The sequence below is a fragment of the Croceicoccus ponticola genome (genome assembly GCF_004004515.1).
Lineage (GTDB): Bacteria > Pseudomonadota > Alphaproteobacteria > Sphingomonadales > Sphingomonadaceae > Croceicoccus > Croceicoccus ponticola.
The window spans coordinates 94,283-119,194 of record NZ_RXOL01000007.1; the positions used below are offsets into that span (position 1 = coordinate 94,283).

At 62.6% G+C, this 24,912-nt stretch carries 24 protein-coding genes and 1 tRNA gene; 17 read left to right on the top strand and 8 right to left on the bottom strand.

The window, feature by feature from the left end:
• Nucleotides 1–50: 50 nt before the first annotated feature.
• Nucleotides 51–2,237: an excinuclease ABC subunit UvrB gene (gene uvrB / locus EKN06_RS13405; RefSeq protein ID WP_127613422.1), complete on the bottom strand. Its 2,187-nt coding sequence runs from the start codon at nt 2,235–2,237 to the stop codon at nt 51–53.
• Nucleotides 2,238–2,348: 111 nt separating this feature from the next.
• Between uvrB and EKN06_RS13410 the strand changes: the two genes are divergently transcribed.
• The 7 genes from EKN06_RS13410 (at nt 2,349) to EKN06_RS13440 (ending at nt 8,802) form a co-directional block, all read left to right on the top strand.
• Nucleotides 2,349–2,942 carry a DUF3617 domain-containing protein gene (locus EKN06_RS13410; protein ID WP_127613423.1) on the top strand — a complete coding sequence of 198 codons (594 nt, stop codon included), beginning with the start codon at nt 2,349–2,351 and terminating at the stop codon, nt 2,940–2,942.
• A gap of 116 nt (nt 2,943–3,058) precedes the next feature.
• Complete coding sequence (locus tag EKN06_RS13415) at nt 3,059–3,997, top strand: esterase/lipase family protein (RefSeq protein ID WP_205693902.1); 939 nt, start codon at nt 3,059–3,061, stop codon at nt 3,995–3,997.
• Nucleotides 3,994–5,424 (top strand): circularly permuted type 2 ATP-grasp protein, encoded by a 1,431-nt coding sequence (locus tag EKN06_RS13420; RefSeq protein WP_127613424.1) that lies wholly within the window; start codon nt 3,994–3,996, stop codon nt 5,422–5,424. The genes EKN06_RS13415 and EKN06_RS13420 overlap by 4 nt, the downstream gene beginning before the upstream one ends.
• Before the next feature lie 9 nt (nt 5,425–5,433).
• Nucleotides 5,434–6,378 (top strand): alpha-E domain-containing protein, encoded by a 945-nt coding sequence (locus tag EKN06_RS13425; protein WP_127613425.1) that lies wholly within the window; start codon nt 5,434–5,436, stop codon nt 6,376–6,378.
• 12 nt (nt 6,379–6,390) lie between these two features.
• Complete coding sequence (locus EKN06_RS13430) at nt 6,391–7,203, top strand: transglutaminase family protein (RefSeq protein WP_127613426.1); 813 nt, start codon at nt 6,391–6,393, stop codon at nt 7,201–7,203.
• Nucleotides 7,204–7,285: 82 nt separating this feature from the next.
• Nucleotides 7,286–8,035 carry a proteasome-type protease gene (locus tag EKN06_RS13435; RefSeq protein WP_127613427.1) on the top strand — a complete coding sequence of 250 codons (750 nt, stop codon included), beginning with the start codon at nt 7,286–7,288 and terminating at the stop codon, nt 8,033–8,035.
• Nucleotides 8,036–8,172: 137 nt separating this feature from the next.
• Nucleotides 8,173–8,802 (top strand): response regulator transcription factor, encoded by a 630-nt coding sequence (locus EKN06_RS13440; protein ID WP_240654960.1) that lies wholly within the window; start codon nt 8,173–8,175, stop codon nt 8,800–8,802.
• 76 nt (nt 8,803–8,878) lie between these two features.
• On the opposite strand, the gene EKN06_RS13445 is transcribed toward EKN06_RS13440, so the two are convergent.
• Entirely contained in the window at nt 8,879–9,451 is a 573-nt protein-coding gene (locus tag EKN06_RS13445; RefSeq protein WP_127613428.1) for a TMEM165/GDT1 family protein, read from the bottom strand.
• A 321-nt stretch (nt 9,452–9,772) separates the two neighbouring features.
• Between EKN06_RS13445 and EKN06_RS13450 the strand changes: the two genes are divergently transcribed.
• Nucleotides 9,773–10,705: an META domain-containing protein gene (locus EKN06_RS13450; protein WP_164844075.1), complete on the top strand. Its 933-nt coding sequence runs from the start codon at nt 9,773–9,775 to the stop codon at nt 10,703–10,705.
• 10 nt (nt 10,706–10,715) lie between these two features.
• On the opposite strand, the gene EKN06_RS13455 is transcribed toward EKN06_RS13450, so the two are convergent.
• A complete protein-coding gene (locus EKN06_RS13455; protein WP_127613430.1) occupies nt 10,716–11,423 on the bottom strand; it encodes an extensin-like domain-containing protein in 708 nt (235 codons plus the stop codon).
• 207 nt (nt 11,424–11,630) lie between these two features.
• Between EKN06_RS13455 and EKN06_RS13460 the strand changes: the two genes are divergently transcribed.
• From EKN06_RS13460 to EKN06_RS13480, 5 genes are all read left to right on the top strand, one after another.
• A complete protein-coding gene (locus EKN06_RS13460) occupies nt 11,631–12,752 on the top strand; it encodes a phosphoserine transaminase (RefSeq protein ID WP_127613431.1) in 1,122 nt (373 codons plus the stop codon).
• Between the two features lie 75 nt (nt 12,753–12,827).
• Nucleotides 12,828–14,411 (top strand): phosphoglycerate dehydrogenase, encoded by a 1,584-nt coding sequence (gene serA / locus EKN06_RS13465; RefSeq protein WP_127613432.1) that lies wholly within the window; start codon nt 12,828–12,830, stop codon nt 14,409–14,411.
• A gap of 158 nt (nt 14,412–14,569) precedes the next feature.
• Nucleotides 14,570–15,148, top strand: coding sequence for a carboxymuconolactone decarboxylase family protein (locus tag EKN06_RS13470; RefSeq protein WP_240654963.1), 579 nt, complete (start codon nt 14,570–14,572; stop codon nt 15,146–15,148).
• Between the two features lies 1 nt (nt 15,149).
• The gene (locus EKN06_RS15995) at nt 15,150–15,869 is read left to right on the top strand and encodes an EthD domain-containing protein (RefSeq protein WP_240654966.1); all 720 of its coding nucleotides are present in this window, start codon (nt 15,150–15,152) and stop codon (nt 15,867–15,869) included.
• A gap of 67 nt (nt 15,870–15,936) precedes the next feature.
• Nucleotides 15,937–17,055, top strand: coding sequence for an ATP phosphoribosyltransferase regulatory subunit (locus tag EKN06_RS13480; protein WP_127613433.1), 1,119 nt, complete (start codon nt 15,937–15,939; stop codon nt 17,053–17,055).
• 75 nt (nt 17,056–17,130) lie between these two features.
• Here EKN06_RS13480 and EKN06_RS13485 read toward each other — a convergent pair whose 3' ends face one another.
• Together EKN06_RS13485 and EKN06_RS13490 are read right to left on the bottom strand one after the other, a co-directional pair.
• Nucleotides 17,131–17,970, bottom strand: a complete 840-nt coding sequence (locus EKN06_RS13485) for an aldo/keto reductase (protein ID WP_127613434.1) — start codon at nt 17,968–17,970, stop codon at nt 17,131–17,133.
• A gap of 152 nt (nt 17,971–18,122) precedes the next feature.
• Nucleotides 18,123–19,016 (bottom strand): alpha/beta hydrolase, encoded by an 894-nt coding sequence (locus EKN06_RS13490; protein WP_127613435.1) that lies wholly within the window; start codon nt 19,014–19,016, stop codon nt 18,123–18,125.
• Between the two features lie 180 nt (nt 19,017–19,196).
• On the opposite strand from EKN06_RS13490, the gene EKN06_RS13495 reads away from it, so the two are divergent.
• From EKN06_RS13495 to EKN06_RS13505, 3 genes are all read left to right on the top strand, one after another.
• Complete coding sequence (locus EKN06_RS13495) at nt 19,197–20,486, top strand: adenylosuccinate synthase (RefSeq protein WP_127613436.1); 1,290 nt, start codon at nt 19,197–19,199, stop codon at nt 20,484–20,486.
• A gap of 100 nt (nt 20,487–20,586) precedes the next feature.
• The gene (locus tag EKN06_RS13500) at nt 20,587–21,588 is read left to right on the top strand and encodes a winged helix DNA-binding protein (RefSeq protein WP_127613437.1); all 1,002 of its coding nucleotides are present in this window, start codon (nt 20,587–20,589) and stop codon (nt 21,586–21,588) included.
• Nucleotides 21,589–21,693: 105 nt separating this feature from the next.
• A tRNA-Ser gene (locus EKN06_RS13505) sits at nt 21,694–21,784 on the top strand.
• 392 nt (nt 21,785–22,176) lie between these two features.
• Here the strand turns inward: EKN06_RS13505 and EKN06_RS13510 are convergent.
• Genes EKN06_RS13510 through EKN06_RS13520 form a run of 3 tightly spaced genes read right to left on the bottom strand, consistent with a single transcriptional unit; the run spans nt 22,177 to nt 24,460 of the window.
• Entirely contained in the window at nt 22,177–23,766 is a 1,590-nt protein-coding gene (locus EKN06_RS13510) for a recombinase family protein (protein ID WP_127613438.1), read from the bottom strand.
• Entirely contained in the window at nt 23,763–24,173 is a 411-nt protein-coding gene (locus tag EKN06_RS13515) for a DUF2924 domain-containing protein (protein WP_127613439.1), read from the bottom strand. Before EKN06_RS13515 ends, EKN06_RS13510 begins: the two co-directional genes overlap by 4 nt.
• Nucleotides 24,170–24,460: a DUF3489 domain-containing protein gene (locus tag EKN06_RS13520; RefSeq protein ID WP_127613440.1), complete on the bottom strand. Its 291-nt coding sequence runs from the start codon at nt 24,458–24,460 to the stop codon at nt 24,170–24,172. The genes EKN06_RS13515 and EKN06_RS13520 overlap by 4 nt, the downstream gene beginning before the upstream one ends.
• A 199-nt stretch (nt 24,461–24,659) precedes the next feature.
• Between EKN06_RS13520 and EKN06_RS13525 the strand changes: the two genes are divergently transcribed.
• On the top strand, nt 24,660–24,912 hold a 253-nt coding region (locus EKN06_RS13525; protein ID WP_240654969.1), incomplete at its 3' end, for a ParB/Srx family N-terminal domain-containing protein.

Sequence of the window (24,912 nt, forward strand, 5' to 3'; positions counted from 1 at the left end):
GAAATTTCATGGCACGGATATGCCAAGCGTATGGGGGCCGGTAAAGCCGCTTATTTATTCCACTTGGCTTTCGACTTGCCATAACGCGTCTTGCGCATGCCGGGCTTCCCTTCGTTGCTGCGACCGACGATCGGCGCGCGTTTCTCGCTGTCGGGCAAGCCGAGTTCCTCGTTCTCCAGCTTGCGGATTTCGTCGCGCAGGCGGCCCGCTTCCTCGAATTCCAGATCGGCGGCGGCGGCGCGCATCCGGGCCTCCAGCTCCTCGATATAGCCGCGCAAGTTATGCCCGACGAGGTTGTTGCGATGATCGTCGCCGATATCGACGATGACGCCGTCACGGCTGGCGGTGTCGGCAACGATGTCGTGGATATTGCGCTTGATCGTGACGGGCGTGATGCCGTGTTCGGTGTTGTACGCTTCCTGTCGTGCGCGGCGACGGTCGGTTTCGGCGATGGCGCGTTCCATGCTGCCGGTCATGCGATCGGCATAAAGGATGACGCGCCCGTCGACGTTGCGCGCGGCGCGGCCGATCGTCTGGATCAGCGACGTTTCGCTTCGCAGGAAACCTTCCTTGTCGGCGTCCAGAATGCAGACCAGCCCGCATTCGGGAATGTCCAGCCCTTCGCGCAGCAGGTTTATGCCAACCAGCACGTCATAGACGCCAAGACGAAGATCGCGGATCAGCTCGATACGTTCCAGCGTTTCCACGTCGGAATGCATGTACCGCACGCGCACGCCCGCTTCGTGCATGAATTCGGTCAAGTCTTCGGCCATGCGCTTGGTCAGCGTGGTGACCAGCGTGCGATAGCCGTTGGCCGCCGTCGCCTTGCACTCCACGATGCAATCCTGCACCTGATCCTCGACCGGCCGGATGGTGACCGGCGGATCGATCAGGCCGGTGGGGCGAATGACCTGTTCGGCAAAGACGCCGCCCGACTGTTCCATTTCCCACGAACCGGGGGTCGCGGAAACCGCAATGGTCTGTGGGCGCATCGCGTCCCATTCGTTGAACCGCAGCGGCCGGTTGTCGATGCAGCTGGGCAGCCGGAAGCCGTATTCGGCGAGCGTCAGCTTGCGCCGGTGGTCGCCCTTGGCCATCGCGCCGACCTGAGGCACGGTCTGGTGGCTTTCGTCGACGAACAGCAGGGCATTGTCGGGCAGGTATTCGAACAGGGTCGGCGGCGGTTCGCCCGGAAGGCGGCCGGTCAGGAAGCGCGAGTAGTTCTCGATCCCGGCGCAGCTGCCAGTGGCGGCGATCATTTCAAGATCGAAATTGGTCCGCTGTTCCAGCCGCTGGGCTTCGAGCAGCTTGCCTTCTGTCTCCAGCTCCTTCAGCCGTTCGGTCAATTCGAAACGTATCGCCGCGCTCGCCTGCTTCATGGTGGGGCCGGGCGTGACATAGTGCGAATTGGCATAGACCCGCACCTTGTCGAGGCTGGCGCCAGACTTGCCGGTCAGCGGGTCGAACTCGCTGATGTTCTCGATCTCGTCGCCAAAGAACGAGATGCGCCAAGCCACGTCCTCATAATGCGAAGGGAAAATTTCGAGACTGTCGCCGCGGACACGGAAATTGCCGCGCGCGAACGCGACGTCGTTGCGTTTGTATTGCAGCGCGACGAGCTTGCGGATGATCTCGCGCTGATCCTCGACCTTCCCCTTTACGAGATCGAAGATCATCGCCGAATAGGTCTCGACCGAACCGATGCCGTAGATGCAAGAGACCGAAGCCACGATGATCACGTCGTCGCGTTCGAGTAGCGAGCGGGTGGCCGAATGGCGCATCCGGTCGATCGCCTCGTTTACCGAGCTTTCCTTCTCGATGTAGGTGTCTGACCGGGGGACGTAGGCTTCGGGCTGGTAGTAATCGTAATAGGAAACGAAATACTCGACCGCGTTGTTCGGGAAAAAGCTCTTGAACTCGCCATATAGCTGCGCGGCAAGGATCTTGTTGGGCGCAAGGACGAGCGCGGGGCGCTGCATTTCCTCGATAACCTTGGCCATGGTGAAGGTCTTGCCCGACCCGGTCACGCCCAACAGGACCTGCGTCTGTTCTCCGGCCTTTGCCGCTTCGACGAGTTCGGCGATGGCGGTCGGTTGGTCGCCGCTCGGCTCGTAGTCGAAGACCACTTCGAAACGCTTGCCGGCCATCGTCTTGGGGGGACGCTGCGGCTTGTGGGGGACGAAGCTGCCCGAAGTGTCCGGTTCTTCGAGGCCGCGACGGATGACGAGTTCTGCCATGCGCCGCGATATGGGTGCGGGTTGCCGGTGTTGCAATCCGATCCTGTTGCTTTCGATGGGTCTTCGACTAGCCTTGCCGGTGATTGACCATTTCCCTTCTGGAGAATTTGCATGAAGCCTGTTCGCATGATCCTTTGCCTTGCGACGCTCGCCTTGGCGGCTTGCGGATCGAGCGGCGCCGATAAGGACGCGGAGAAGGTTGGGACTGGTACAGCAAGCGCGAGCGAAGGCGAAGCGGGTGCCGAAAGCATGAGCGCCGAGGAAGTCGCCGCGCAGATGGACAAGGCCGTCCGGCCGCTGCCGGGGCAATACGAATCCAAGGCGGAACTGATCGCGCTGGATCTGCCCGGAGTTCCTGCTGATCAGGCCGCGCAGATGAAGGAGATGATGGCGACTTCATTCTCGCGCACCACTAGCCGCTGCCTGACCAAGGACGAAGCAGACAAGGGTTTCGAGGAACTGGCCAAGGGCGCGCAGGAAGACTGCAAGATCGACAGCTTCAAGGTCGACGGCGCGAAGTTCGCCGGGCGCATGATCTGCGATACTGCAGATGCGAAGGGAACGGTCACAATGAAGGGCACCGGGACCACGACCGGGTCGGACATGACGATGGCGATGGACATGGCTTCGGATGGTCTGCCGGGCGGGCGGATGGCCATGACGATGGGTGTCGTGAGCAAGCGCGTTAGCGATTGCGCGAGCTGATTACGTGCATCCGGAATTATAGAGAAACCGACGTGCCGTCAGCGCGTTGTGCAATAATCAAGCAACCGAACTCCATTTCTTTTGCAGGTGCGAACAGTTTTGCTAAGCTATCCCTGATGACCGCGGCCAGAACCCACAATGCAAGGCAGCCGGACGATGTCCCCGCAAGGGGCCGGACGACACCTGCCGGCTTGACTTCTGCCTTGCCCGGTCGCGGGTTTTCCCTGCTTTTCGACGAGTTCCGGCGCCGCCATCGGCTGGCGTCGCGGCCTCATCCGGCAGGCGTGGCGACGCCGCGTGCCAAGCTGCTTTTTTCCGAGTTCGCATCGCTTGCCTTTCCGCGCGTCTATTCGTCGCGCTACGGCAAACCGGTCATAGAGCGTTGCGACGTTCCGCGCGCGGTGATGCTGCTGCCGGGGTTCGGCTCGCACCCGTGGCGCATGTCGGCGATGCGGCGCGAACTTGTCAAAGCCGGTCATTCGGTAACCGACTGGGGACTTGGCTGGAATCTGGGCGCGAGCGAAGATCGCTTCGATCGACTGCTGTCGCGCATAGAACGCGTATCGCAAGTAGAGGCGCGCAAGATCGTGCTGGTGGGTTGGAGCCTTGGTGGCGTCTTCGCGCGCGAAGCGGCCAAGGCATTGCCCGATCATGTCGCGATGGTCGTTACCATGGGCTCTCCCTTTTCGGGTAACATGCATGGCAACAACGCATGGCGCGTCTATCACTGGATCGCCGGCCATGCGGTCGACAATCCCCCTGTCGGACAGGATTTCGCCGCGAAACCGCCAATGCGCACCGTCGCGTTGTGGAGCGCGAAGGACGGCGTGGTTCATCGCCATTGCGCCTGCGGTCGGGCGGGAGAGCGCGATGCGTCGGTTGCGGTGCGCTGCACGCACATGGGCTTTGCCTGGCACCCCGCCGCGATTGAGGCGGTGGCGAAGGTTCTGCACAGTACCCCCACCGATGGCATGCCGGGCGATGGAACATATTCAAGCGTTGCCCACACCACACCTCAGCCAATCGCGATGACAGGAGCAGGCCGGACAGCATGAGCTTTTCAGGCACCGATACCTTCGATGAAATGATCGACGCCGAAGGCGGTGTCAGGCCCGCCTACGCCAGTTATCGGGAGTGGTTCGACGAACAGGACCCGCGGGCGCTGCACCGCAAGCATCAGGAAGCGGAAGCGTTCTTTCGCAAGACCGGCATCACTTTCAACGTTTATGGTCAGGACGAGGCGGAAGAGCGGCTGATCCCGTTCGACCCTGTGCCGCGGATCATCGCCGCGCACGAATGGCGCCGCCTGTCCAAGGGGATCGAACAGCGCGTTCGGGCGCTGAACGCGTTCCTGCACGATCTTTACCACCGCCAGGAAATCATCCGTGCGAAACGGGTGCCCGAATCGCTACTGCGCGGGAACGCAGCCTATCTTCCGCACATGAGCGGGTTCACGCCTCCGGGCGGGGTCTATACCCACATTACCGGCATCGACCTTGTGCGGACCGGCACGAACGATTTCCACGTGCTCGAAGACAATGCCCGTACGCCCAGCGGCGTCTCCTACATGCTGGAGAACCGCGAGACGATGATGGCGATGTTCCCCGAACTGTTCACGCGGGTGAAGGTCGCGCCGGTCTCCGATTACCCGCGCCGGCTCGCGCGCAGCCTTGCCGCCTGCGCTCCGCCCGCGTGCAAAGGCAAGCCGGTCGTCGCGGTGCTAACGCCGGGCATTTTCAATTCCGCCTATTACGAACATGCCTTTCTCGCCGATCAGATGGGCGCCGAACTGGTGGAGGCGGCGGACCTGCGGGTTGTCGACGGACGGGTGCAGATGCGCACGACGCGCGGCTTTACCCCGGTCGACGTGTTGTATCGCCGGGTCGACGACGATTACCTCGATCCTCTGACTTTTAGGCCGGAAAGCATGCTGGGCGTTCCGGGCATCATGGACGTCTATCGCGCGGGCGGGATCACCATCGCCAATGCGCCCGGCACCGGCATTGCCGACGACAAGGCGCTCTATTCCTTCATGCCGGAAATCGTCGAGTTCTACACCGGCGAGAAGCCGCTTCTGCCGAATGTCGAAACCTTCCGCTGCATGGAAGAAGACGGCCTGAAATACGTCCTCGACAACATCGCCGACCTGGTGGTCAAGGAAGTCCACGGATCGGGTGGCTATGGCATGTTGATCGGCCCGACGTCGTCGCGGCGCGAGATCGAGAAGTTCAAGGCGAAGCTGAAAGCGAACCCCGCCAATTACATCGCGCAGCCCACACTGGCGTTGTCGACGGTTCCGATCCTTACCAGGAAAGGCCTTGCCCCCCGCCATGTCGATCTGCGTCCTTTCGTCCTGATGAGCCCCAAAGGTATCGAGATTACCCCCGGCGGGCTTACCCGCGTCGCCCTGAAGCGCGGCAGCCTGGTGGTGAATTCAAGCCAGGGCGGCGGCACCAAGGACAGCTGGGTTCTGGAGGAGTAGACGAAGGACATGCTCGGACGCTCCGCAAACGCCATCTTCTGGATGTTCCGCTATCTTGAGCGGGCAGAAAACCTCGCTCGCCTGATCGACACGGGCTTCCGCATGGCGCTGACCCGTGACCACCTGACTGCGGAGGAGGAATGGCGATCGGTCATCGAAACCGCTGGGATGCGCCATGCATACCAGACGCAGAACGGCACTTATGCCGGGATCCAGGTTTGGAACTACATCCTGCGCGACCGCCACAATCCCAACTCGATCCGTTCGCTGATCGGGCAGGTCCGCGCCAATGCGCGATCGGCTCGCAATTCGATCACCACCGAAGTGTGGGAGGCGGTGAACGAAAGCTACCTGCATCTCACCGACCTGCTGAACCGCCCCGTCACGCAATCGGGGCTGGCCGACGCGATCAATGCGGTTAAGCGGGAATCAACGCAGGTGCGCGGCGCGATGGATGGGTCGATGTTGCGCAACGACATCTATAATTTCGCGCGGATCGGCGCCTTTCTCGAACGCGCCGACAACACGTCGCGCATTCTTGACGTGAAGTACTACGTCCTGCTGCCGTCGCTGTCCTATGTCGGGTCCAGCCTCGACAACGTGCAGTGGGAAACGATCCTGCGGTCGCTTGGGGCAGAACGCGCCTATCGCTGGCTGAATGCGGGACAGCTGGATGCGCGCGGCATCGCCGACTTCCTCATCCTCGACGGGCGTTTTCCGCGCAGCCTGCGGTTCTGTTATGCCCAGATGCGCGCTAACCTGCACGAACTGGCGCTGCAATATGGCGGGGAACTGCGTTCGCACGAAGTCATGCGCAATGCCGACCTGAAGCTGCAGGATCGAGATATCGATCTTGTCATCGACATGGGCCTTCACGAGTTCCTGTCCGATTTCATTTCGACCAATAACGAGATCGCCCACGCGATCCAAACCGATTACCGCTTCACCGACTGACGGGAACAGCCCATGCGCCTCGCCATCACTCACCGCACCCGTTACGACTTCGAAGAGCCGGTCGTGCATGCCTTGCAGCGCTTGCGCCTCACGCCCAAAAGCACCAGCGGCCAGTCGGTTATCGAATGGAAGATGACGATGGAAGGTGCGCGCTGCGAACTGGAATACGAAGATCACAACTGCAACACCACGGCGTTGTTGTCGGTGGAGCCCGGGGTTCGTCAGGTCGAAATCGAATGCAGAGGTGTGATCGACACCGACGATCAGGCCGGGGTGATTGGTCGCCATGCGGGCCACTTGCCGATCTGGCATTTCGCCGGGCAGTCGAGCCTGACGAAGCCGGGGTCGGCCATGAAATCGCTGGTGTCCGGCCTTTCTGCCGATCGCGACCGATTGCAGATGTTGCACGAATTGTCATCGCGCGTTGCCGATTGCGTAAAATACGAAACCGGTTTCACGACCAGCGAAACGACTGCCGAAGAAGCGGTCGCGGCGGGTCACGGCGTATGCCAGGACCATGCCCACATCTTCATCGGATGTGCGCGGCACATCGGCGTGCCGGCGCGGTACGTATCAGGCTATCTCAAAATGGACGATCGCACGATGCAGGAGGCCGGGCACGCCTGGGCCGAAGCGTTCGTCCCCGAACTCGGCTGGGTCGGTTTCGACATATCCAACGGCATCAGCCCGGACGCCCGTTATGTCAGGGTCGCCACCGGTCAGGATTACAAGGAAGCGGCACCGATCACGGGCATGAGCTTTGGCAGCAACGACGACAGGGTCAGCGTCGAGCTTGAAGTCATGCAACAGACAGTGGCGCAATAAGCCGCATTCGCGTTAGGCGCATATCGAGCGGGGCGGAGAGTCGGGAGACTTCCGGACCCCATGGCCATCAAGGGGCAGGTTTTTGACGTATTGCGTAGGTATGATGCTGGACAAGGGTCTGGTGTTGATGAGCGACACCCGGACCAATTCGGGCGTCGACAACATCTCGGTCTTCAGCAAGATGCACCATTGGTCCGTACCGGGCGAACGGATCATCTCGGTCATGACTGCGGGCAACCTTGCCACGACGCAGGCGGTCATCAGCTTGCTGGAAGAACGCACCAAGGCGCCGGAAGATCGCGAGCCGTCGATCCTGAAAGCGCCAACGATGTTCCAGGTGGCATCGATCATAGGCGGACTGCTTACCGAAACGATCCGCGATCGTCAGGAATCGAGCCACCACATGTCGGGCGGTCCGAAATTCACCGCCTCGGTCATTCTTGCCGGCCAGATCGCCGGGATGGAGCCGCGGCTGTTCCTCATCTATCCCGAAGGCAACTTCATCGAGGCGAGCGAGGATACCCCGTTTTTCCAGATCGGCGAGACCAAGTACGGTCGCCCGATCATCATCCGCGCCTACAACCGGCAGATGTCGTTCGAAGATGCGTCGAAGCTGCTGATGGTGTCGATGGATTCGACGCTGGCCGCGAACCTTTCGGTCGGCATGCCGCTCGATCTCATGGTGCTCGAACGCGACAAGTTCGAACCGCTGCACGAACGCCGCATCCACGCCAGCGATCCGTTTTTTCAGGCGATCTCGACCGGGTGGAGCGAGGCGCTTCGTACCGCTTTTCATTCGCTTCCGGGTTATGACCTGACCGAAAAGTCCTAAGCGTAGCGAACGCCAAGTTGCCGATTGCTCCATATCGGAGGGATCGTGCACGGAGTTCGGTGGGCTAAAAAGGTTAAGTAAAACAATACCTCCATATCGGAATGGTCCTTAATGGCTCTCTGCGGTGCGGGGTGCGCATGGTTGCGACCATGGAACAGCGCAACATCATACACATCGTCGATGCCGACCCTCGCAACCGCGCGACATTTGCCCGCGCGATTTTCGAGATGGGCCATCATGCAGAAGTTTATGACGATATCGGCGAACTGACGAGCCACATGCCGCAAAACGGGATCGTGCTTGCCCACGACGACCTGAACGCGGGCGGTATAGCCGGCCTGGTCGATATCATGTCGGAACGCGGGGCGTGGCTGCCGGTCATCGCCATGGCCGCCGTGCCGGACATCGAACGGGTGGTGACCGCGATGCGGGCAGGCGCTTTCGATTACCTTCAGCAGCCGATCGATACCGACGCTTTGGCCAGTGCGATCGAGCGCGTTTCGAAGGAGGCGGCGACCCACGTCGAATATCGTCGCCGCTCGATCGAAGCGCGGACGCGGATCGCCATGTTGTCGACGCGTGAGCTGGAGGTGCTCGACCGCCTGACGCGCGGTTGCTCCAACAAGGCGATAGCGCGCGAACTGGATATCAGCCCGCGGACGGTCGAAATCCACCGCGGCAACATGATGGACAAGCTGGGCGCGCGCCACGCGGCCGAAGCGGTCCGATTGCGGCTAGAAGCATCGATGGGGGAATGGCTGCATTGACCCCCATCCCGCCGCGGCACAGTGCTCGTGCCGTGGCGGACGAAGCCATTCCGTGCATATCGAACCGGTCGCCGAGTTAGCCGAACAGGCCCGCCGTTTCCGCCGCCAGCCACAGCCCCAGCACCACGAACAGGATCGCCGCCGCCAGTCTGATTTTCCCCAGCGGCAAGCGGTCGGCCAGCTTGTCACCCAGCCACAGCACCGGCGCGTTGGCCAGCATCATGCCGATGGTCGTGCCCGCCGTCACCAGCAGCGCATCGCCATATCGTGCGCCCAGCGCGATGGTCGCGATCTGGGTCTTGTCGCCGATCTCGACGAGGAAGAACGCGATCAACGTCGTGAGGAACGCGCCGCCGCGCGATGCGGGCTGGTCGTCCTCTTCGAACTTGTCGGGGATCAGTGTCCAAAGGCCCATGGCTACGAAACCCGCGGCGACCAGATAGCGGAAAATCTCGCTGTCGAACCATGCGGCCGCCTGCGCGCCGACCAGCGCGGCAAGGAAATGGTTGGCCAGCGTTGCGAACAGGATTCCGAACGCGATCGGCACCGGCTGGCGGAACCGCGCCGCCAGCAACATGGCAAGCAGCATCGTCTTGTCGCCGATTTCGGCAAGAGCGACCACGACGGTGGAGGTAAAGAACGCTTCCATGAAAATCTCCGAGCCGGGCTGTTACCGCGCTGAAACCATGCAACACCGTTCCCCCGCCCGGCCGGACAGGAGGTTCGGTGTCACGCAGTCTCGCCGGAATTCAATCCCCACGCGCCGGAGCCTCTCGGCCCAGTGTGTCGACGGTGGGCCCACGATGCCAATGCTGGCGGCGCGGGTGGCTACTCCCCGGACGACGCGGCGGCGATTAGGGCAATCGGAGCCTGCGTTCAAGAACCATTAAAACGCGTTCCGCAAACTCCATAGCCGTAACCGCCGACACGAATTTTGCGGGGAAGGGGAGCTTCAATGGTGCGCGCTAACATGGTCATGGCCGTCGCCGCGCTTGCGGCATCGCTGATCGCTTGCAGTCCATCGGGTGCGAGTTCCAATCCGGCCGCCAGCGTGGCAGGCCCGCAATTTCCCGCCGCGGTCGCATCTCTCGATGACGTCGAGGGTACGTGGCAGGTTGTTTCGTTCGGCGGATACGAGCCCGCCCGCGTCACTCATCCCCAGCCGGCCGCTTTCGCCAACTTTACGCAAAGCGGGGTCGGCCTGCGCATCGGATGCAACTGGTCCGGCGCGCCCGGCACGGTCAGGGACGGGCATTTCGCGGCACCCGCAGGGGAGGTCGACGCTCAGGCCCAGACGGCGATGGGCTGCGGCAAGGAGCGTGAGGATCGCGACAGTCGCTACTTCGCCTTTTTCCGCGAGAGCCCGACGATGGAGCTGCTGAATGCGGACAGGCTGAAGTTACAGGCGGGCAATACGGTCCTGATCCTCCAACGACCCGAAGCGATACGGCGCGAAACCCTGCCCGACATGGCCGACATGGCGGGCGAATGGCGGGCCGAAGGGCTGATGCTCATCAATGAAGAGGGCCGTCGCGGCATCGGACTATCCGAACTGCAGGCCCGGATTGCGATTACCGGCGGCAGCCTTGCCATGACTTCGTGCCCTGCATCCACTGTCGCCATCGAATACACCGCCGATGGCCGGTTGGCGCGGGTGGGCGGAGCCGATGCGGCGCAGATCAACGCGCAGTGCGGAACGTTCGACGAAGCCGGATTCGGTATGCCCGATCTCAAGCCAACAAGGCTGGCGGATTTGCTGGCCGGAAGCCCGAAGGTCTATTACGGCGGGCCGGACCGGCTGACGCTGCAATCCGGCGATCTAGTTCTCGACCTGACGCGAGAGCCTTGCACGATGTTGAACCAGTCGGATGATCACAAACGCACCTGGACCAGCGATTGTTGAGCCGCAGGCGTTACCGGCAAAAACTGCCGTCGCCCATTTCGACGTGGAAGTGATCGTTGTGGGCGGCGTTGTAATCGGGGCCCAGCACGGTTCCGAACCGCTTGCAGGCGCTGCCCTGAACGACGCGCAGGAAGCGGCGTTCGATTTCGGTGCCATTATCCCAGCCATCCTTCACGCTGATCCGGCGTCCGTCGGCCAGCACGAATGCCGCGATGTCGAGCGCGTTGGCGTTGGAATGGGCGGAACGGCGTGTGCTGCCCGCGACGTTGCGGCAGCTGTAGGAACCGAACGTTTCGATCTTCACCAGCCCGCTGCCCAGCATCTGCCGCGCGGCGCGATCGACGCCATAGCGCGCCCATGACGCGACCGTCTGTGACAGGGGGCAGCCGATCCGGTCGACATTGGTGACCGTGAACCGTGAGGTATCGCCGACAAGGTGATAGAGCGCGACCGCATTCGTGCTCGAACAACCGCCGCCGGTCAGCAAATCGTCCAGCGCCACGAAGTCCGCGCCCTGTTCGGTCAGCTCGCGGCGGCACATCTGATACTCAGCCGACGTGGCGGGGCGGGCAACGGGCGCGGTCCCGGTCGTCGGGCGCGCCGGCGCCGGCTTGTCCGAAGCGCAGGCGGAGAGAAGCGCGACGGCGCCAAGACCGGCTGCGATGGTGCCGATGCGCGGCAAGCGGGGGAACGGGATCGCACGGATTCGGTTGGACATGCATGCATCGTAAGTTCGCAAACGCGCCCCGCCAAATGCGGTGCCCCACATATCCCGCGCTAATTTGTCTCGCCATTTCCGCGAGTTGTGGCTTGTCCACGAATTGATCGTCCAGGGGCCCATTGACAGCACGCGCGGCATCTATAGGGCGACCGGCGGGCCACGCGGTCCCAACGCCGCGCGAGCTCTCTGCAAGGAGAGTCTTAAATGACTGAAACGAAACCGACACTGCCGGCACGTCCCTTTTTCTCGTCCGGTCCCTGCGCCAAACCTCCCGTTTGGTCTCCCGAAAAACTCGATATCGCCGTTCTCGGCCGCTCGCACCGCTCGAAATTGGGCAAGGCGCGGTTGCAGTATTGCATCGACCTGATGCGCGAGCTGCTCGAACTGCCCGACACCCACCGCATCGGCATCGTGCCGGGGTCGGATACGGGCGCGTTCGAAATGGCGATGTGGACGATGCTGGGCTCACGCCCGGTGACGACGCTGGCTTGGGAAAGCTTCGGTGAAGGTTGGGTCACCGATGCGGTCAAGCAGCTGAAGCTCGATCCGACCGTGTTGATGGCCGATTACGGTCAAATTCCCGATCTCGACGCAGTCGACTGGTCGAACGACGTTCTGTTCACATGGAACGGCACGACTTCCGGCGCTCGTGTGCCGAATGCCGACTGGATTGCGGATGACCGCGAAGGCCTCGCCTTTGCCGACGCGACCAGCGCCGTTTTCGCGCAGAAGATCGACTGGACCAAGATCGACGTCGCGACGTTCTCTTGGCAGAAAGTCATGGGCGGCGAAGGTGCGCACGGCGTGCTGATCCTTGGCCCTCGCGCTGTCGAACGGCTCGAAACCTATACGCCCGCATGGCCGCTGCCCAAGGTGTTCCGCCTTGTTTCTAAGGGCAAGCTGGCCGAAGGCGTATTCAAGGGCGAGACGATCAACACCCCGTCCATGCTCGCCGTCGAAGACGCTATCCTTGCGCTGGAATGGGGCAGGGACATCGGCGGCGCAGCAGCCATGCGCGCCCGTGCCGATGCGAATGCCGCCGCGCTCAACGCTATTGTCGAGGCGCGTGACTGGCTCGGCCATCTCGTGACCTATCCGGCGATCCGGTCGAACACGTCGGTGTGCCTGACCGTGCAGGGCGCGGACGCGGACTTCATCAAGAAGTTCGCCAAGCTGCTCGAAGACGAAGATGCCGCCTACGACATCGCGAGCTATCGCGATGCTCCGGCGGGTCTGCGCATCTGGTGCGGTTCCACCGTCGACACTGCGGATATCGAAGCTCTCGGCCCTTGGCTCGACTGGGCCTGGGCCAGGCTTTCGGCCTGATCCGACGATCCCGGCGGGCCTGCTGATGCAGGTCCGCCAAGTTTTTCCAGAAAATCACGATTGAAGGAGGCTACCATGAGCAAGCCCCGCGTACTCATTTCCGACAAAATGGACCCCAACGCCGCGCGCATTTTCGAAGAGAACGGTTGCGATGTCGACGTCATTACCGGCGAAACCCCGGAACAGTTGATCGCCCGCATCGGCGATTACGACGGTCTCGCCATTCGTTCGTCGACCCGCGTGACCAAGGAAATCCTCGACGCCGCGACGAACCTGAAGGTCATCGGCCGCGCCGGCATCGGCGTCGACAACGTCGACATCCCTTATGCCAGCTCCAAGGGCGTGGTGGTCATGAACACTCCGTTCGGCAATTCGATCACGACCGCCGAACACGCGATTGCGCTCATGATGGCGCTCGCCCGGCAAATCCCCGAAGCGAACGCCCAAACGCAGGCGGGCCTGTGGCCCAAGAACGGCTTCATGGGCGTCGAAGTCACCGGCAAGACGCTGGGCCTGATCGGTGCGGGGAATATCGGTTCGATTGTCGCCAGTCGCGCACAGGGGCTGAAGATGAAGGTCATCGCGTTCGACCCGTTCCTGTCGGCCGAACGCGCTATCGAAATGGGCATCGAAAAGGTCGAGTTGGAACAGCTTCTGGCCCGCGCTGATTTCATCACGCTGCACACGCCGCTGACTGCCGAAACGAAGAACATCCTGTCGAAGGAAAACCTCGCCAAGACCAAGAAGGGCGTGCGCATCGTCAATTGCGCCCGCGGCGGATTGATCGACGAAGCTGCGTTGCGTGAAATGCTCGACAGCGGGCATGTCGCTGGGGCTGCGCTCGATGTGTTCGCGGTGGAACCGGCCAAGGAAAACGTGCTGTTCGGCGCGCCCAACTTCATCTGCACCCCGCACCTTGGCGCATCAACGACCGAAGCGCAGGTCAACGTCGCGCTGCAGGTCGCGGAACAGCTGTCCGACTATCTCGTCAACGGGGGCGTCACTAACGCGCTCAACATGCCGTCGCTGTCGGCAGAAGAAGCGCCGAAGCTCAAGCCATACATGGCGCTGGCCGAAAAGCTGGGCAGCCTTGTCGGGCAGCTCGCCCACGGCAACCTTACTCGCATCGGGATCGAGGTCGAAGGCCATGCCGCCACGCTCAACATCAAACCGATCACCGGTGCGGTGCTGGCGGGCCTGATGCGCCGCTATTCCGACACAGTGAACATGGTCAACGCTCCGTTCATCGCCAAGGAGCGGGGCATGGAAGTGCGCGAGATCCGGACCGAACGCGAAGGCGCTTACAACACGCTGATCCGGATCAAGGTGGATACAGAGCAGGGCGAACGCACGGTAGCAGGCACCCTGTTCGGCAAGAACCAGCCGCGTCTCGTCGACATATTCGGCATCGGCATCGAAGCCGATCTTGACGGGCACATGCTTTACATCTCGAACGAGGATGCGCCCGGTTTCATCGGCCGCGTCGGTTCGATCCTGGGCGAAGCGGGCATCAACATCGGTACATTCCACCTTGGCCGCCGCAATGCAGGCGGCGAAGCGGTCCTGCTGCTGTCGGTCGATCAGGCGATCCCCGAAATCGTGCTCAAGACCATCTGCGACACGCAAGGCGTCAGGACGGTCAAAGCGCTCAGTTTTTGAGCATGACCCGATAATTGCGAAAAGGGCTGGTGCTGCGAGGCACCGGCCCTTTTCTTTGGATTTTTATGCCGGGCTCACTATCCTTTATCGCAGTGCCCGCACCTTGACTGCAAGTGAGCCTCACTTACACTCCGCCCAAACACCTGGGAGATTGTGTGATGGCAAGGATTAGACTGCTCGAGAAGTCCGAGATGGATCCCGAAATGGCTGGCATGGTCGATCAGATGGCCGAGCTCGTTGGCGACACGACGGCCCTGCGCGCCATCGCGCACCGCCCGGACATCGTCAAATCGTTCGGCACATTCTATTGGCCGCTGCAGATGGACGGGCTGCTCAGCCGCAAGCTGGTCGAGCAGGTCCGGCTGGCCGTGGCGCAAGTGAACCAGTGCGCCAACTGTCTTGGCTCGCGGTATCAGGATTCCATCGACGAAGGACTGTCCGAGGAAATGGTCGCCGCCCTGCCGCAGGCCGAAACCTCACCCATGTTCAACGAGCGGGAGCGGGCGGCGATCGCGTTCGGCCAACAGATGGCGGCCGATCATTTCGGCGTCGACGATGCGATGTTCGAACGTCTGCACCGCAGCTTTAGCGAAAAGGAAATCGTCGAGCTGTGCTTCGACGTGTCGCAGTTCGTAGGGATCGGGCGGATGTTCGCGGTGCTCGATGCGACGAACACGGCGTGTCAGATCCCGAACCTCGCTACGCGCGAAGCCGCCACCGCCGAAGCGGCCGAATAGGATGGCCGGAACGACAGGGCGGCCCAAGGTCGCCCTTTACGCCCGCATCGGTGATAGGGCCGATGCGGACGCGGTTTTCGCCGATGCCAATGATGCCGCATCGCGGCTTGTCGCCGGGCTGGATAGCTCGGTCGATGCCCGCCTGGCGCGCCGGATCGTCGATATGCCCGAACTCGAACACCACCGGATCATGGCCCCTCCGGGTTCGCCGCCGCCGTTCGATCTCGTATGGCAACTCGTCGCCGATGACGGGGAGATCTCCACCGCGATGACCGACGCTGTCGTCGGTATGGCAAAAGCGCTGGCGGGCAGGATTGTCGATGGTGAGGTTTTTGCCGGGCGCGAAGTGGCGATCACGGCGGGAGACGGACCGATCCTGGTCGTCATGCCCCTGCGGCGTCTTGCTTCGCTGGACCGGTCGGGCTTCATGCAGATGTGGTTCGGCGGCCATGCCCAGCTTGGCGAGGAAGTCGCAGGCGTCCGTTATCGTCAGAACCACATCGATGTCACCGCTGCGACCGAACTGGGCGAGCGGGTCGGCAGCGTGGCAGAGCCATTGGACGGGCTGGCCGAATCCTATTTCGACACGCTGGACGATGCCGTGGCAATCATGAGCCAGACCTCGGTGACGGTCGACGCCATCGTGGACGAGCGGCGCTTTATAGATCATTCGCGGTCCCGGTTCGCGCTTTACGAGACCGAATGGCGCCGCCCGGCTTGACGCCGAGATCGGGCGCAGCCCGATAGGTATTCGACAAGTGCTGCCGTGGTGGCTAAAGCGCCTCGCCATGCAGGATATGACCCACGACCTACTGCCAGAGGGGCTGAGCGACCGGCTGCCCCCGCTTGCCGCCGAAGCCATGCGCGTGACCCGCGCGATGAACGACGTGCTGGCGGGACATGGCTACGATCCGGTTCAGCCGCCAATGGTGGAATTCGAACGCTCGCTCGCCAGCCGGATGGCGGGGACGGAGCGGCGGCGCATGGTGCGTTTCGTCGATCCGGCCAGCCTGCGCACGCTGGCACTGCGGACGGACATGACGGTGCAGGTCGGACGTATTGCCGCCACGGGGCTGAAAGATGCGCCGCGCCCGCTGCGCCTATCCTACGCCGGGCAGGTCCTGTTGCTGAAGGGCGACGGGCTCGAGCCTGAGCGTGAACGCCTTCAGGTCGGTGCCGAGATCGTCGGCAACGATACGGTCGCCGCGGCCAGCGAAAGCGTCGTCGTCGCGATAGAGGCGCTGAAGGCAGCCGGCGCGACCGATATCTCGGTCGATTTCACGCTGCCCGACCTTGTCGATACTCTCGCCGCAGAGGCATTGCCGCTGCCGACCGCTGCGATCCCGACGGTTCGCCGCGAACTGGACGCCAAGGATGCAGGCTCGCTCGTCGCCGCAGGGGGCGCGGCCTACCTGCCGCTATTGTACGCGACCGGTCCGTTCGACAGCGCCATCGCCAAGCTGGCGGCCATCGACGCGAGCGAGGCGCTGGCGACGAGGCTGGAGGGGTTGAAGCAGATCGCGGCCCGCATCGGCGATTCCGCGCGTCTGACGCTCGATCCCACCGAACGGCACGGATTCGAATACCAGTCTTGGTTCGGCTTCACGATCTATGCGGCTGGCGTTCGCGGCGCGTTGGGCCGGGGCGGGACTTATCGCATCACCAGCGAAGGCGGGCACGACGAGGCTGCGACCGGTTTCTCGCTCTATCCCGATCCGCTGATCGCGCGCAGCGCGGGTTCGGCCAGCAAGGATCGGCTGTTCCTGCCGCTGGGCCATGACGCGGCTGTCGCGGCGCGGTTGCGGATGATCGGTTGGCACACGGTTGCCGCGTTGGACGAAAGCGACGACGCGGCGAAGCTGGGCTGCACGCATGTCTTGCACGGGGCGGAACCGCACAAGCTCTGACCTTGTCCAGCACGAGGCAGGCTGGTTCCGAAGGCCGCCAATGAAAAGGGGCCATGTCGGGCCCCTCTCTCGTCGCTATATGTCGTTGCCGAAAGTCATCGGATCGGGACCCAATCGACCGTCGGGATGATCAAGCGCGTCGATCCGCGCCATCTGTTCGCGGCTCAGCACGACGCTCATCGCCTCGAGGTTCTCGCTCATCCGTTCAGGCGTGCTGGTCTTGGCGATGGGGCCAAGCCCGTGCTGGAGATGCCAGCGCAGAATGACGGCGGCGACCGGCATTTCGAGTTCGTCGGCAATCGCCTTCAGCACCGGCTGCCTGAGCAGCTGGCCTGATCCCAACGGGCTCCACGATTGGGTCACGATGCCGTGTTCGCGGTTATAGGCGCGTAGATCGCGCTGCTGGTACATCGGATGAATCTGGATCTGGTTCACCGACGGGGTCACGCCGGTATCCGCGACCAGGCGGTCGATATGTTCAGGCAGGAAATTCGATACGCCGATCGACTTCGCCTTGCCCTCTTCACGCAGCTCGATCAGCGCTTTCCACGTATCGACGTAAAGGTCCCTGGCAGGGCAAGGCCAATGGATCAGCAGCAGATCGACTTCGTCCCGGCCAATCTGCGCCAACGCCTCATCCAGTGCGCTCTTTGCTTCGGCAAATCCCTGCCGGTCGTTCCAAATCTTGGTCGTCAGGAAAACGTCGTGTCGCGTGCCAATCCCTTTGCCGACGCCTTCTTCGTTGCCGTAGATCGCGGCGGTGTCGACAAGGCGATAGCCGCGCTGGATGGCTTCCGACACGGAGTCGTCAGCCTGATCGTTATCGATACCGAGGGTGCCGAAGCCGAATTGCGGTATCTCGCGACCGTCATTGAGGATGGCAGTAGGAAAAGTCGTCTGGACTGGATGAAGCATCAAGACTCCGATGTGTCGTGAACGGGAAGGTGCAGGCGAACGTCAACGCAAACGGGCATCGCCCACCGGCTTGGCCTTCTAACTGGCACGCAATCGCGGAATTTCAACCGTTGGCATGCCCGAACGGCTTGCCCGACAAAGGCCGATCGGGCTTAGCGGCGGATGGCGAATGTCGCGGCCAGCCACTCATCGACGGGCACAGTCGCGGGTGAATCGCGACGACCGAGCATGGCGTTGAGCAGATTGTGCCCCTCCATCCCACGACCGGGGAAGGCCATGACTTCGGCATCGGTCCCCTCACGTTCCAGCACATCGGCCAGCTTTTCGGCCTGCCTTTTCGCGTCGGGTCGCTCGACATGGATCATCAGAAATCGCCTGGCATCCTTGCCATCGGCGTGATGCACCGGCGACAGGGTTTCCTGCCGCCCTATCCGGTTCCCGAACGCGAGTTGATAGCCAAAACCGAGCAACGGACCGGCATCGACGATCTGGCGCGGCACGTCATAGGCCGGACCGTCGAGCAGGACGACGCCGGCGATGTCGCGGGGCGAACGGTCGTGCGCGTCCAGATACGATGGATCGGTAGCCAATAATGCGGACAAGTGCGCACCGGCGCTATGCCCCATCAACACGATCCGGGTCGGATCGACACCCAGCTTGCGCGCATTCACCAATATGTCGTCCAGCGCGCTCGCCACGTCCTGCGCCTGTTGCTCGATCGTGACTTCGGGCAGCAGGCGATAGTTGACGCTGACAAGGTTGTACCCCGCCTCGGTATAATGGCGGATCTTGGCCTGTCCGGTCGAATCGGACTTGTCGCCGCCTGCCCATGCGCCGCCGTGGACGAATACGATCGTGGGCAGCGCTTCGCCATCCCGCGACACCGCGGGATAGAAATCCATCCGTTGCAGACGATGGGAACCATATTCCAGTTCGGACGCCGCCTGCGTCGCGGCGGCGGCATTCGCGGCAACCGCGGGAGAGGGGGCGATGCCCTGAGCGGCCAGCACTGCAGAGGCCACGATTACGGTGATCTTTTTCGTCATGTCGTGGTGGTTAGAGCATCGAACCTGTCGCTTGCCCGAACGGCGCTTGACTCGTGTTGCAGTGTCACTCTAACGCCCGCCCGCATTCGGGGCCATCCGCGCCCTTTCGTCCATCCCGCGCACCGAGTCCTGTCGAAGGGTGCGCTGTGGATCCACCGGGCAGGGGGAAGGACTTTATCCATGGCAAACGTGACCGTGATCGGCGCCCAGTGGGGCGACGAAGGCAAAGGCAAGATCGTCGACTGGCTGGCTAGCCGCGCGGACGCAGTCGTCCGCTTTCAGGGTGGGCATAATGCCGGTCACACGCTTGTCGTCGGCGATGTCACGTACAAGCTTTCGTTACTGCCTTCGGGCATCGTTACGGGCACCCTGTCTATCATCGGCAATGGTGTCGTGCTCGATCCCTGGGCCCTGAAGTCCGAGATCGAGAAGCTTGAAGGGCAAGGCGTCAGCATCAACGCGGAAAACTTTGCGATTGCCGACAACTGCCCGCTGATCCTGCCGCTGCACCGCGATCTGGACGGGTTGCGCGAACAGGCGGCAGGTTCGGGCAAGATCGGCACGACCGGTCGCGGCATTGGCCCGGCGTATGAAGACAAGGTCGGTCGCCGTGCGATCCGCGTCTGCGATCTTGCGCATCTGGATGATCTTGGCCCGCAGATCGACCGTCTTTGCGCGCATCACGATGCGCTGCGCGCCGGCTTCGGGCAAGACCCGGTCGACCGTGCCGCGCTGGTCGATGATCTGCGCAGCATCGCAGATTATGTGCTGCAATATGCGCAGCCCGTGTGGAAGCGGCTGAACAAGCTCCGCAAGGCGGGTGCACGCATCCTGTTCGAAGGGGCGCAAGGCGTTCTGCTCGACGTGGATCACGGCACTTATCCCTTCGTCACCAGTTCGAACACGGTCAGCGGCACCGCCGCCAGCGGTTCGGGCCTCGGTCCCAACAGCACCGGTTTCGTGCTGGGCATCGTAAAGGCGTACACGACGCGCGTCGGTTCCGGCCCTTTCCCGACCGAACTTTCGGACGAAGTCGGCCAGCGGCTTGGCGAACGGGGCCATGAATTCGGCACCGTCACCGGACGGCAGCGTCGCTGCGGCTGGTTCGATGCGGTGCTGGTTCGCCAGACCTGCTCGATCTCCGGCGTCACCGGCATCGCGTTGACCAAGCTCGACGTGCTCGACGGGTTCGAGACGGTGAAGATTTGCACCGGCTATCGTCTCGATGGCAGGGTTCTCGACTACTTGCCCAGCCATGCGGCGGAACAGGCGCGGGTCGAACCCATCTACGAAGAGATGGAAGGCTGGAAGGGCACGACCGCCGGCGCGCGTTCTTGGGCCGACCTGCCGGCACAGGCGATCAAGTACATCCAGCGCGTGCAGGAATTGATCGAAACGCCCGTCGCGCTCGTTTCCACCAGCCCCGAGCGGGAGGATACGATCCTCGTGCGTGACCCCTTTCTCGACTGAGCATTGACGTATCGTTTCAGGAACGAATTGGAAACATGCTTGACTTGTTTCCAATTTGTTCCTTACCTGTTCTTGTTCTTGAACAGGGGAGAACGATTCGATGGCGCAGGTTGCAGAAGCATTTCGTTATGACGATGCTAACGGGGTGGCGGGCGCATCGCGCACGGCTGCGGCAAGCATCTCGATTTTCGCGGATCGCGATCCGGTGCGGTCGCGACTGGCGGATCAGGCGCTCGAAACCGGGCTGATATTGCGGCAATCCGAACCGCTCTCTCGTTTGCTTGGCGAAGATGCGGTGGTGCTGGGCGACGTGATCATCGTCGATGCTCCGATTGTCGGGGCACAGCTTCTCGCGGCGCTGGCGCGGCTCGACATGCGGTCCGCCCGAAACGGCAGCCAGCTTATCGTATCGACTGGGGTGGATGCGATCGACGCGGTCTTCGGATGCGTCGATCAGTCTTGTGCCCAGATCCTGATCGCTCCCAACGATTGCGAACGGGCCCTTGCGTTGGGCACGGCACTGTCTCGCGTTCCGGTAGGCGCGGTGCACGAACTGTCGGGCGAAGACCGCCTTGCGCTCGTCCGCCTTACCGAACAGGTCCAGATGCTGGCACGCAAGATGGACGGATTTTCGGGCCAGGACGATCTTCTGCCGGGTGAGCGTGAAGGCGACAGCCGTGCAGTTCGGTCGCCGAACTTCGATTACATGGCTGCAGGCGTTTCCGTCATGCGGCAAGAATCGCAGGATAGCCCTTCCTTGCCCCGTCCGGCACTGGTGCGAGAGATCATCCGTCAACGTCAGCTACGCTCGCGCTTCTTCGACGAAGGGCTGTTCGCCGATCCGGCATGGGACATCCTGCTCGATCTCACCGCGGCAATAGCCGAAAGCAAGCAGGTCAGCGTATCGAGCCTGTGCATCGCCGCCTGCGTCCCGCCAACGACGGCGCTGCGCTGGATCAGCCAGATGACCGAAGCGGGCCTGCTCGACCGGGTGCAGGATCCCGAAGACCGCAGGCGCGCTTTCATCGAATTGAGCGAGAAATCGGCAACGGCCATGGCGCAGTATTTCGAACGTCTGGACAACGGCGCTGCAGTGGTTTGATCGCATGAATGGATCGGTCGAGGCCAACCTGTAAAAAAGGCATGCGCGATGCCTTGCCATAATCCCACCCTGCCGCTAGTCCGCGCCATCTGCCGTCAGGCATGCGGAGCGGTGGCCGAGTGGTCGATGGCGCACGCCTGGAAAGTGTGTATACGGTAACCCCGTATCGTGGGTTCGAATCCCACCCGCTCCGCCACGCACCCCCAGCACTCGTCTCTGCCTACAGGCACCCTGCGCAAGGGCGCGTAACAGGCGGGCTTGCGCGTGCCAATCCGTAACGGCGCAAGAAGAGGCGGCCGTCTCCGGCGCAATCAGGCGGGTATTCACAGGCCGGTCTCCGGGCGGATAGCCATCGGTTCGGTTTCCCTGTTTAACAGGGAAAGAACAGGGAAAATCGTGCATTCGGGGCGAAAAACAGGCCGAGTCCGGTGCTTTTGGGCGACCTTCTCTGCCATAAAACCGCGTCTTATCAGTGGGTTGTAGACCGGTTTTCGGGTTTCCCTGTTATTCGCCGGAACAGGCTATTTATTCGGCCATAACAGGGAGCTTAACCGCCAGAACAGGGCCTGATACTCGGCATAACAGGGATCAACTTCGAGTTGGCCAATCCAGCATATTGCGTTGTGCCGACCAGTCCAGTGGAAGGGCCATTCCGATCAACGTCTGCAGGTTGAGCCCGGGCGGCTGGCGCCCTTCGATGATGCTGCGCTGGATGTCGGGGGCGAGGAAAGCAAGCCGCAGGATCTTGCGATCATAGGGCGAGACGGGCGCAGCGCGGATCACCGGCATGCCGGTCCGATCGCGCTCGACCATGCGATGGGCCTTGCGCAGGGCTTCGACCAGCGTTGCATCGGGCCGGGGCGAGGAACGACTGCCAGCGATGACCATGCGGCGTCCGCCGCGCAAGGGCAGTGCGAGCGGCAGGAAGGCGATGCAGGATTGTGTGGCGGCGTGGATAATGCGCTCACCGTCCTGCAGTCGCCCGGCGATCTGTCTGGCATGCTTGCCGGGTAGCTCAAGCTCGAACCCGCCATCGGCCAACCGCGCCTTGCGGGTTACGTCGAGCGGCGTGTCGGTGTTGGGCAGCCATCGCATGATCGCCTCGGTCAAGATCCGCTCGATCTTGGGCGCCGGCAGGCGCTGGACGCGGTCGTCCCGATTTGATGGCATGCCCTGCTGCAAGGATGCCGAGACATAGTAACGATAGGCCTTGCCCGACTTGCCGCGCGAGAAGGTCGGACTCATTGCTTCGCCAGCGGCATCGAAGAGTTTGCCAACAAGCGGCGCCCTGACGATGCGGTGATCGGCAGCGGCATGATGCCGGCGGGCATTGGCATCGAGCATGGCCTGCACGCGCTCGAACAAGTCCTGATCGACGATGGCATCGTGCTCGCCCTCGTGGACCTGCTGCTTGTGCACGATTAGACCGAGATATAGGCGGTTGCGTAGCAGGTGGAACAATGCGCCGCGGCTGAAGGGGGTACCGCCCAGGATCGTGCCTTTCGCGGTAACGCGCTGCTTCGAGCAAATACCCGCATCGACAAGCTCGCGCTGCAGCGCATGGACCGAGCCCAAGGCGAGGTAGCGGGTGAAGATATGTCGCACCGTTGCCGCTTCGGCGTCATGGACGAGGAGCTTGCGCGTACCGGCAGCGGGCAGATCATAGCCCAAGGGCACCAGCCCACCCATCCACAGGCCCTTGGCCTTCGACGCCGCGATCTTGTCGCGGATACGCTCACCGGTCACTTCGCGCTCGAACTGGGCGAACGACAAGAGGACGTTGAGCATCAGCCGTCCCATCGAGTTGGTGGTATTGAACGACTGGGTGACCGAGACGAAGCTGCAGTTCGCCTTCTCGAAGATCTCGACGATGCGCGAGAAGTCGGTGAGCGAACGGGTCAGCCGGTCGATTTTGTAGACCACGACGATGTCGATCAATCCGGCCGCAATATCGGCGAGCAGTTGCCTGAGCCCGGGCCGGTCCATGGTCCCGCCCGAATAGCCGCCATCGTTGTAATGGGCTGGCAGCAAGGTCCAGCCTTCGCTGGTCTGGCTCTTGATATAGGCTTCGGACGCCTCGCGCTGGGCGTCGAGGCTGTTGAACGATTGCTCCAATCCTTCGTCCGAACTTTTGCGGGTGTAGATTGCGCAGCGCAGGACTTTCCTGTCCTTGCTCATGCGCCTTCTCGCAGGCCAAAAAAGCGCGGGCCGTTCCAGCGGCTGCCCGCAATCGCGGTGGCTGCTGCCGACAGGCTCGGAAACACCCGATCCTCCCAGCGGAACCCCGCTTCCTCGACCACCACGGTGACTTCGCGGCCCTTCCAGCTGCGGGTGAGCCGGGCACCGATCCCGAGATGCTGCCCTTCAGGCGCTACCGCACCAGTGCGGGACAGCGCGCGGCGTGTCTCGCGATCGATCCCGCCGCACGCGTCGGCCTGCGCGCGCCAGGCCAGGAGCATGCGCAGGATGGGTTCGGAGCGTAAAGGAGGCGGCGCGCCATAGCGTCGCCTCCAGAAGACACGCAGGGCCTCGATATCCATCTGCTCGATTGCGGCCACCTGCCGTGTCACATCCTTGTCGGTCACGACGGCAGGCTCGCACGATAACGGCGCAGGCCGTCGATTTTGTCCGAGGTGATGACGAGCCCGCGCTTCTTCTTGAGTGCGCCGGCCATGGCGCCGCGCACCGAGTGCTGCTGCCAGCCTGTTGCGGCAACCATGTCGGCGATGGTGGCCCCACCCTGGCGGCTCAGCAGATCCTGCAACTGATCAAGGTGGGATGGTTCTTTGGCCGGAGCAGCCACGGCTCCTTCCGGTTGTGGCTCGCGGGCCATGCGCCGCGGGCGGCGCTTGCTGGGTGTATCCTGGGTCATGTGGTTCTTCCGGTTGCTGCGGGCGACAAAATGGCCGCCGCTACCGGCACGAGCCCGGCGTGCCGGGCGTGAACAGCAATGCTCAGGTTTACGGCACAGTCCAGTCGAAATTCCCGGGATTTGCGCGTTGCCGGATTATCCACGGGTTGAGGATGGCGTATCCTTTTTGAACATGCTTCGTTCCTGTATAGTTCCAGGCATGGAATCGTCGCCCATGGAGGCAGCCCAAGCTGCCCATCGCCCGCTCACGGTCGTCTACAAGCCGATCGAAAGCCTGACCCCCGATCCTCGCAATGCGCGCACACATCCCAAGCGCCAGATCGAGCAGATCGTCGCCTCGATCCGCGCCTTCGGGTTCACCAATCCGATCCTCACCGATCCGCAAGGCAACTTGATCGCCGGGCACGGCCGATTGCGGGCGGCCAAGGCAATGGACCTTGCCGAGGTGCCGG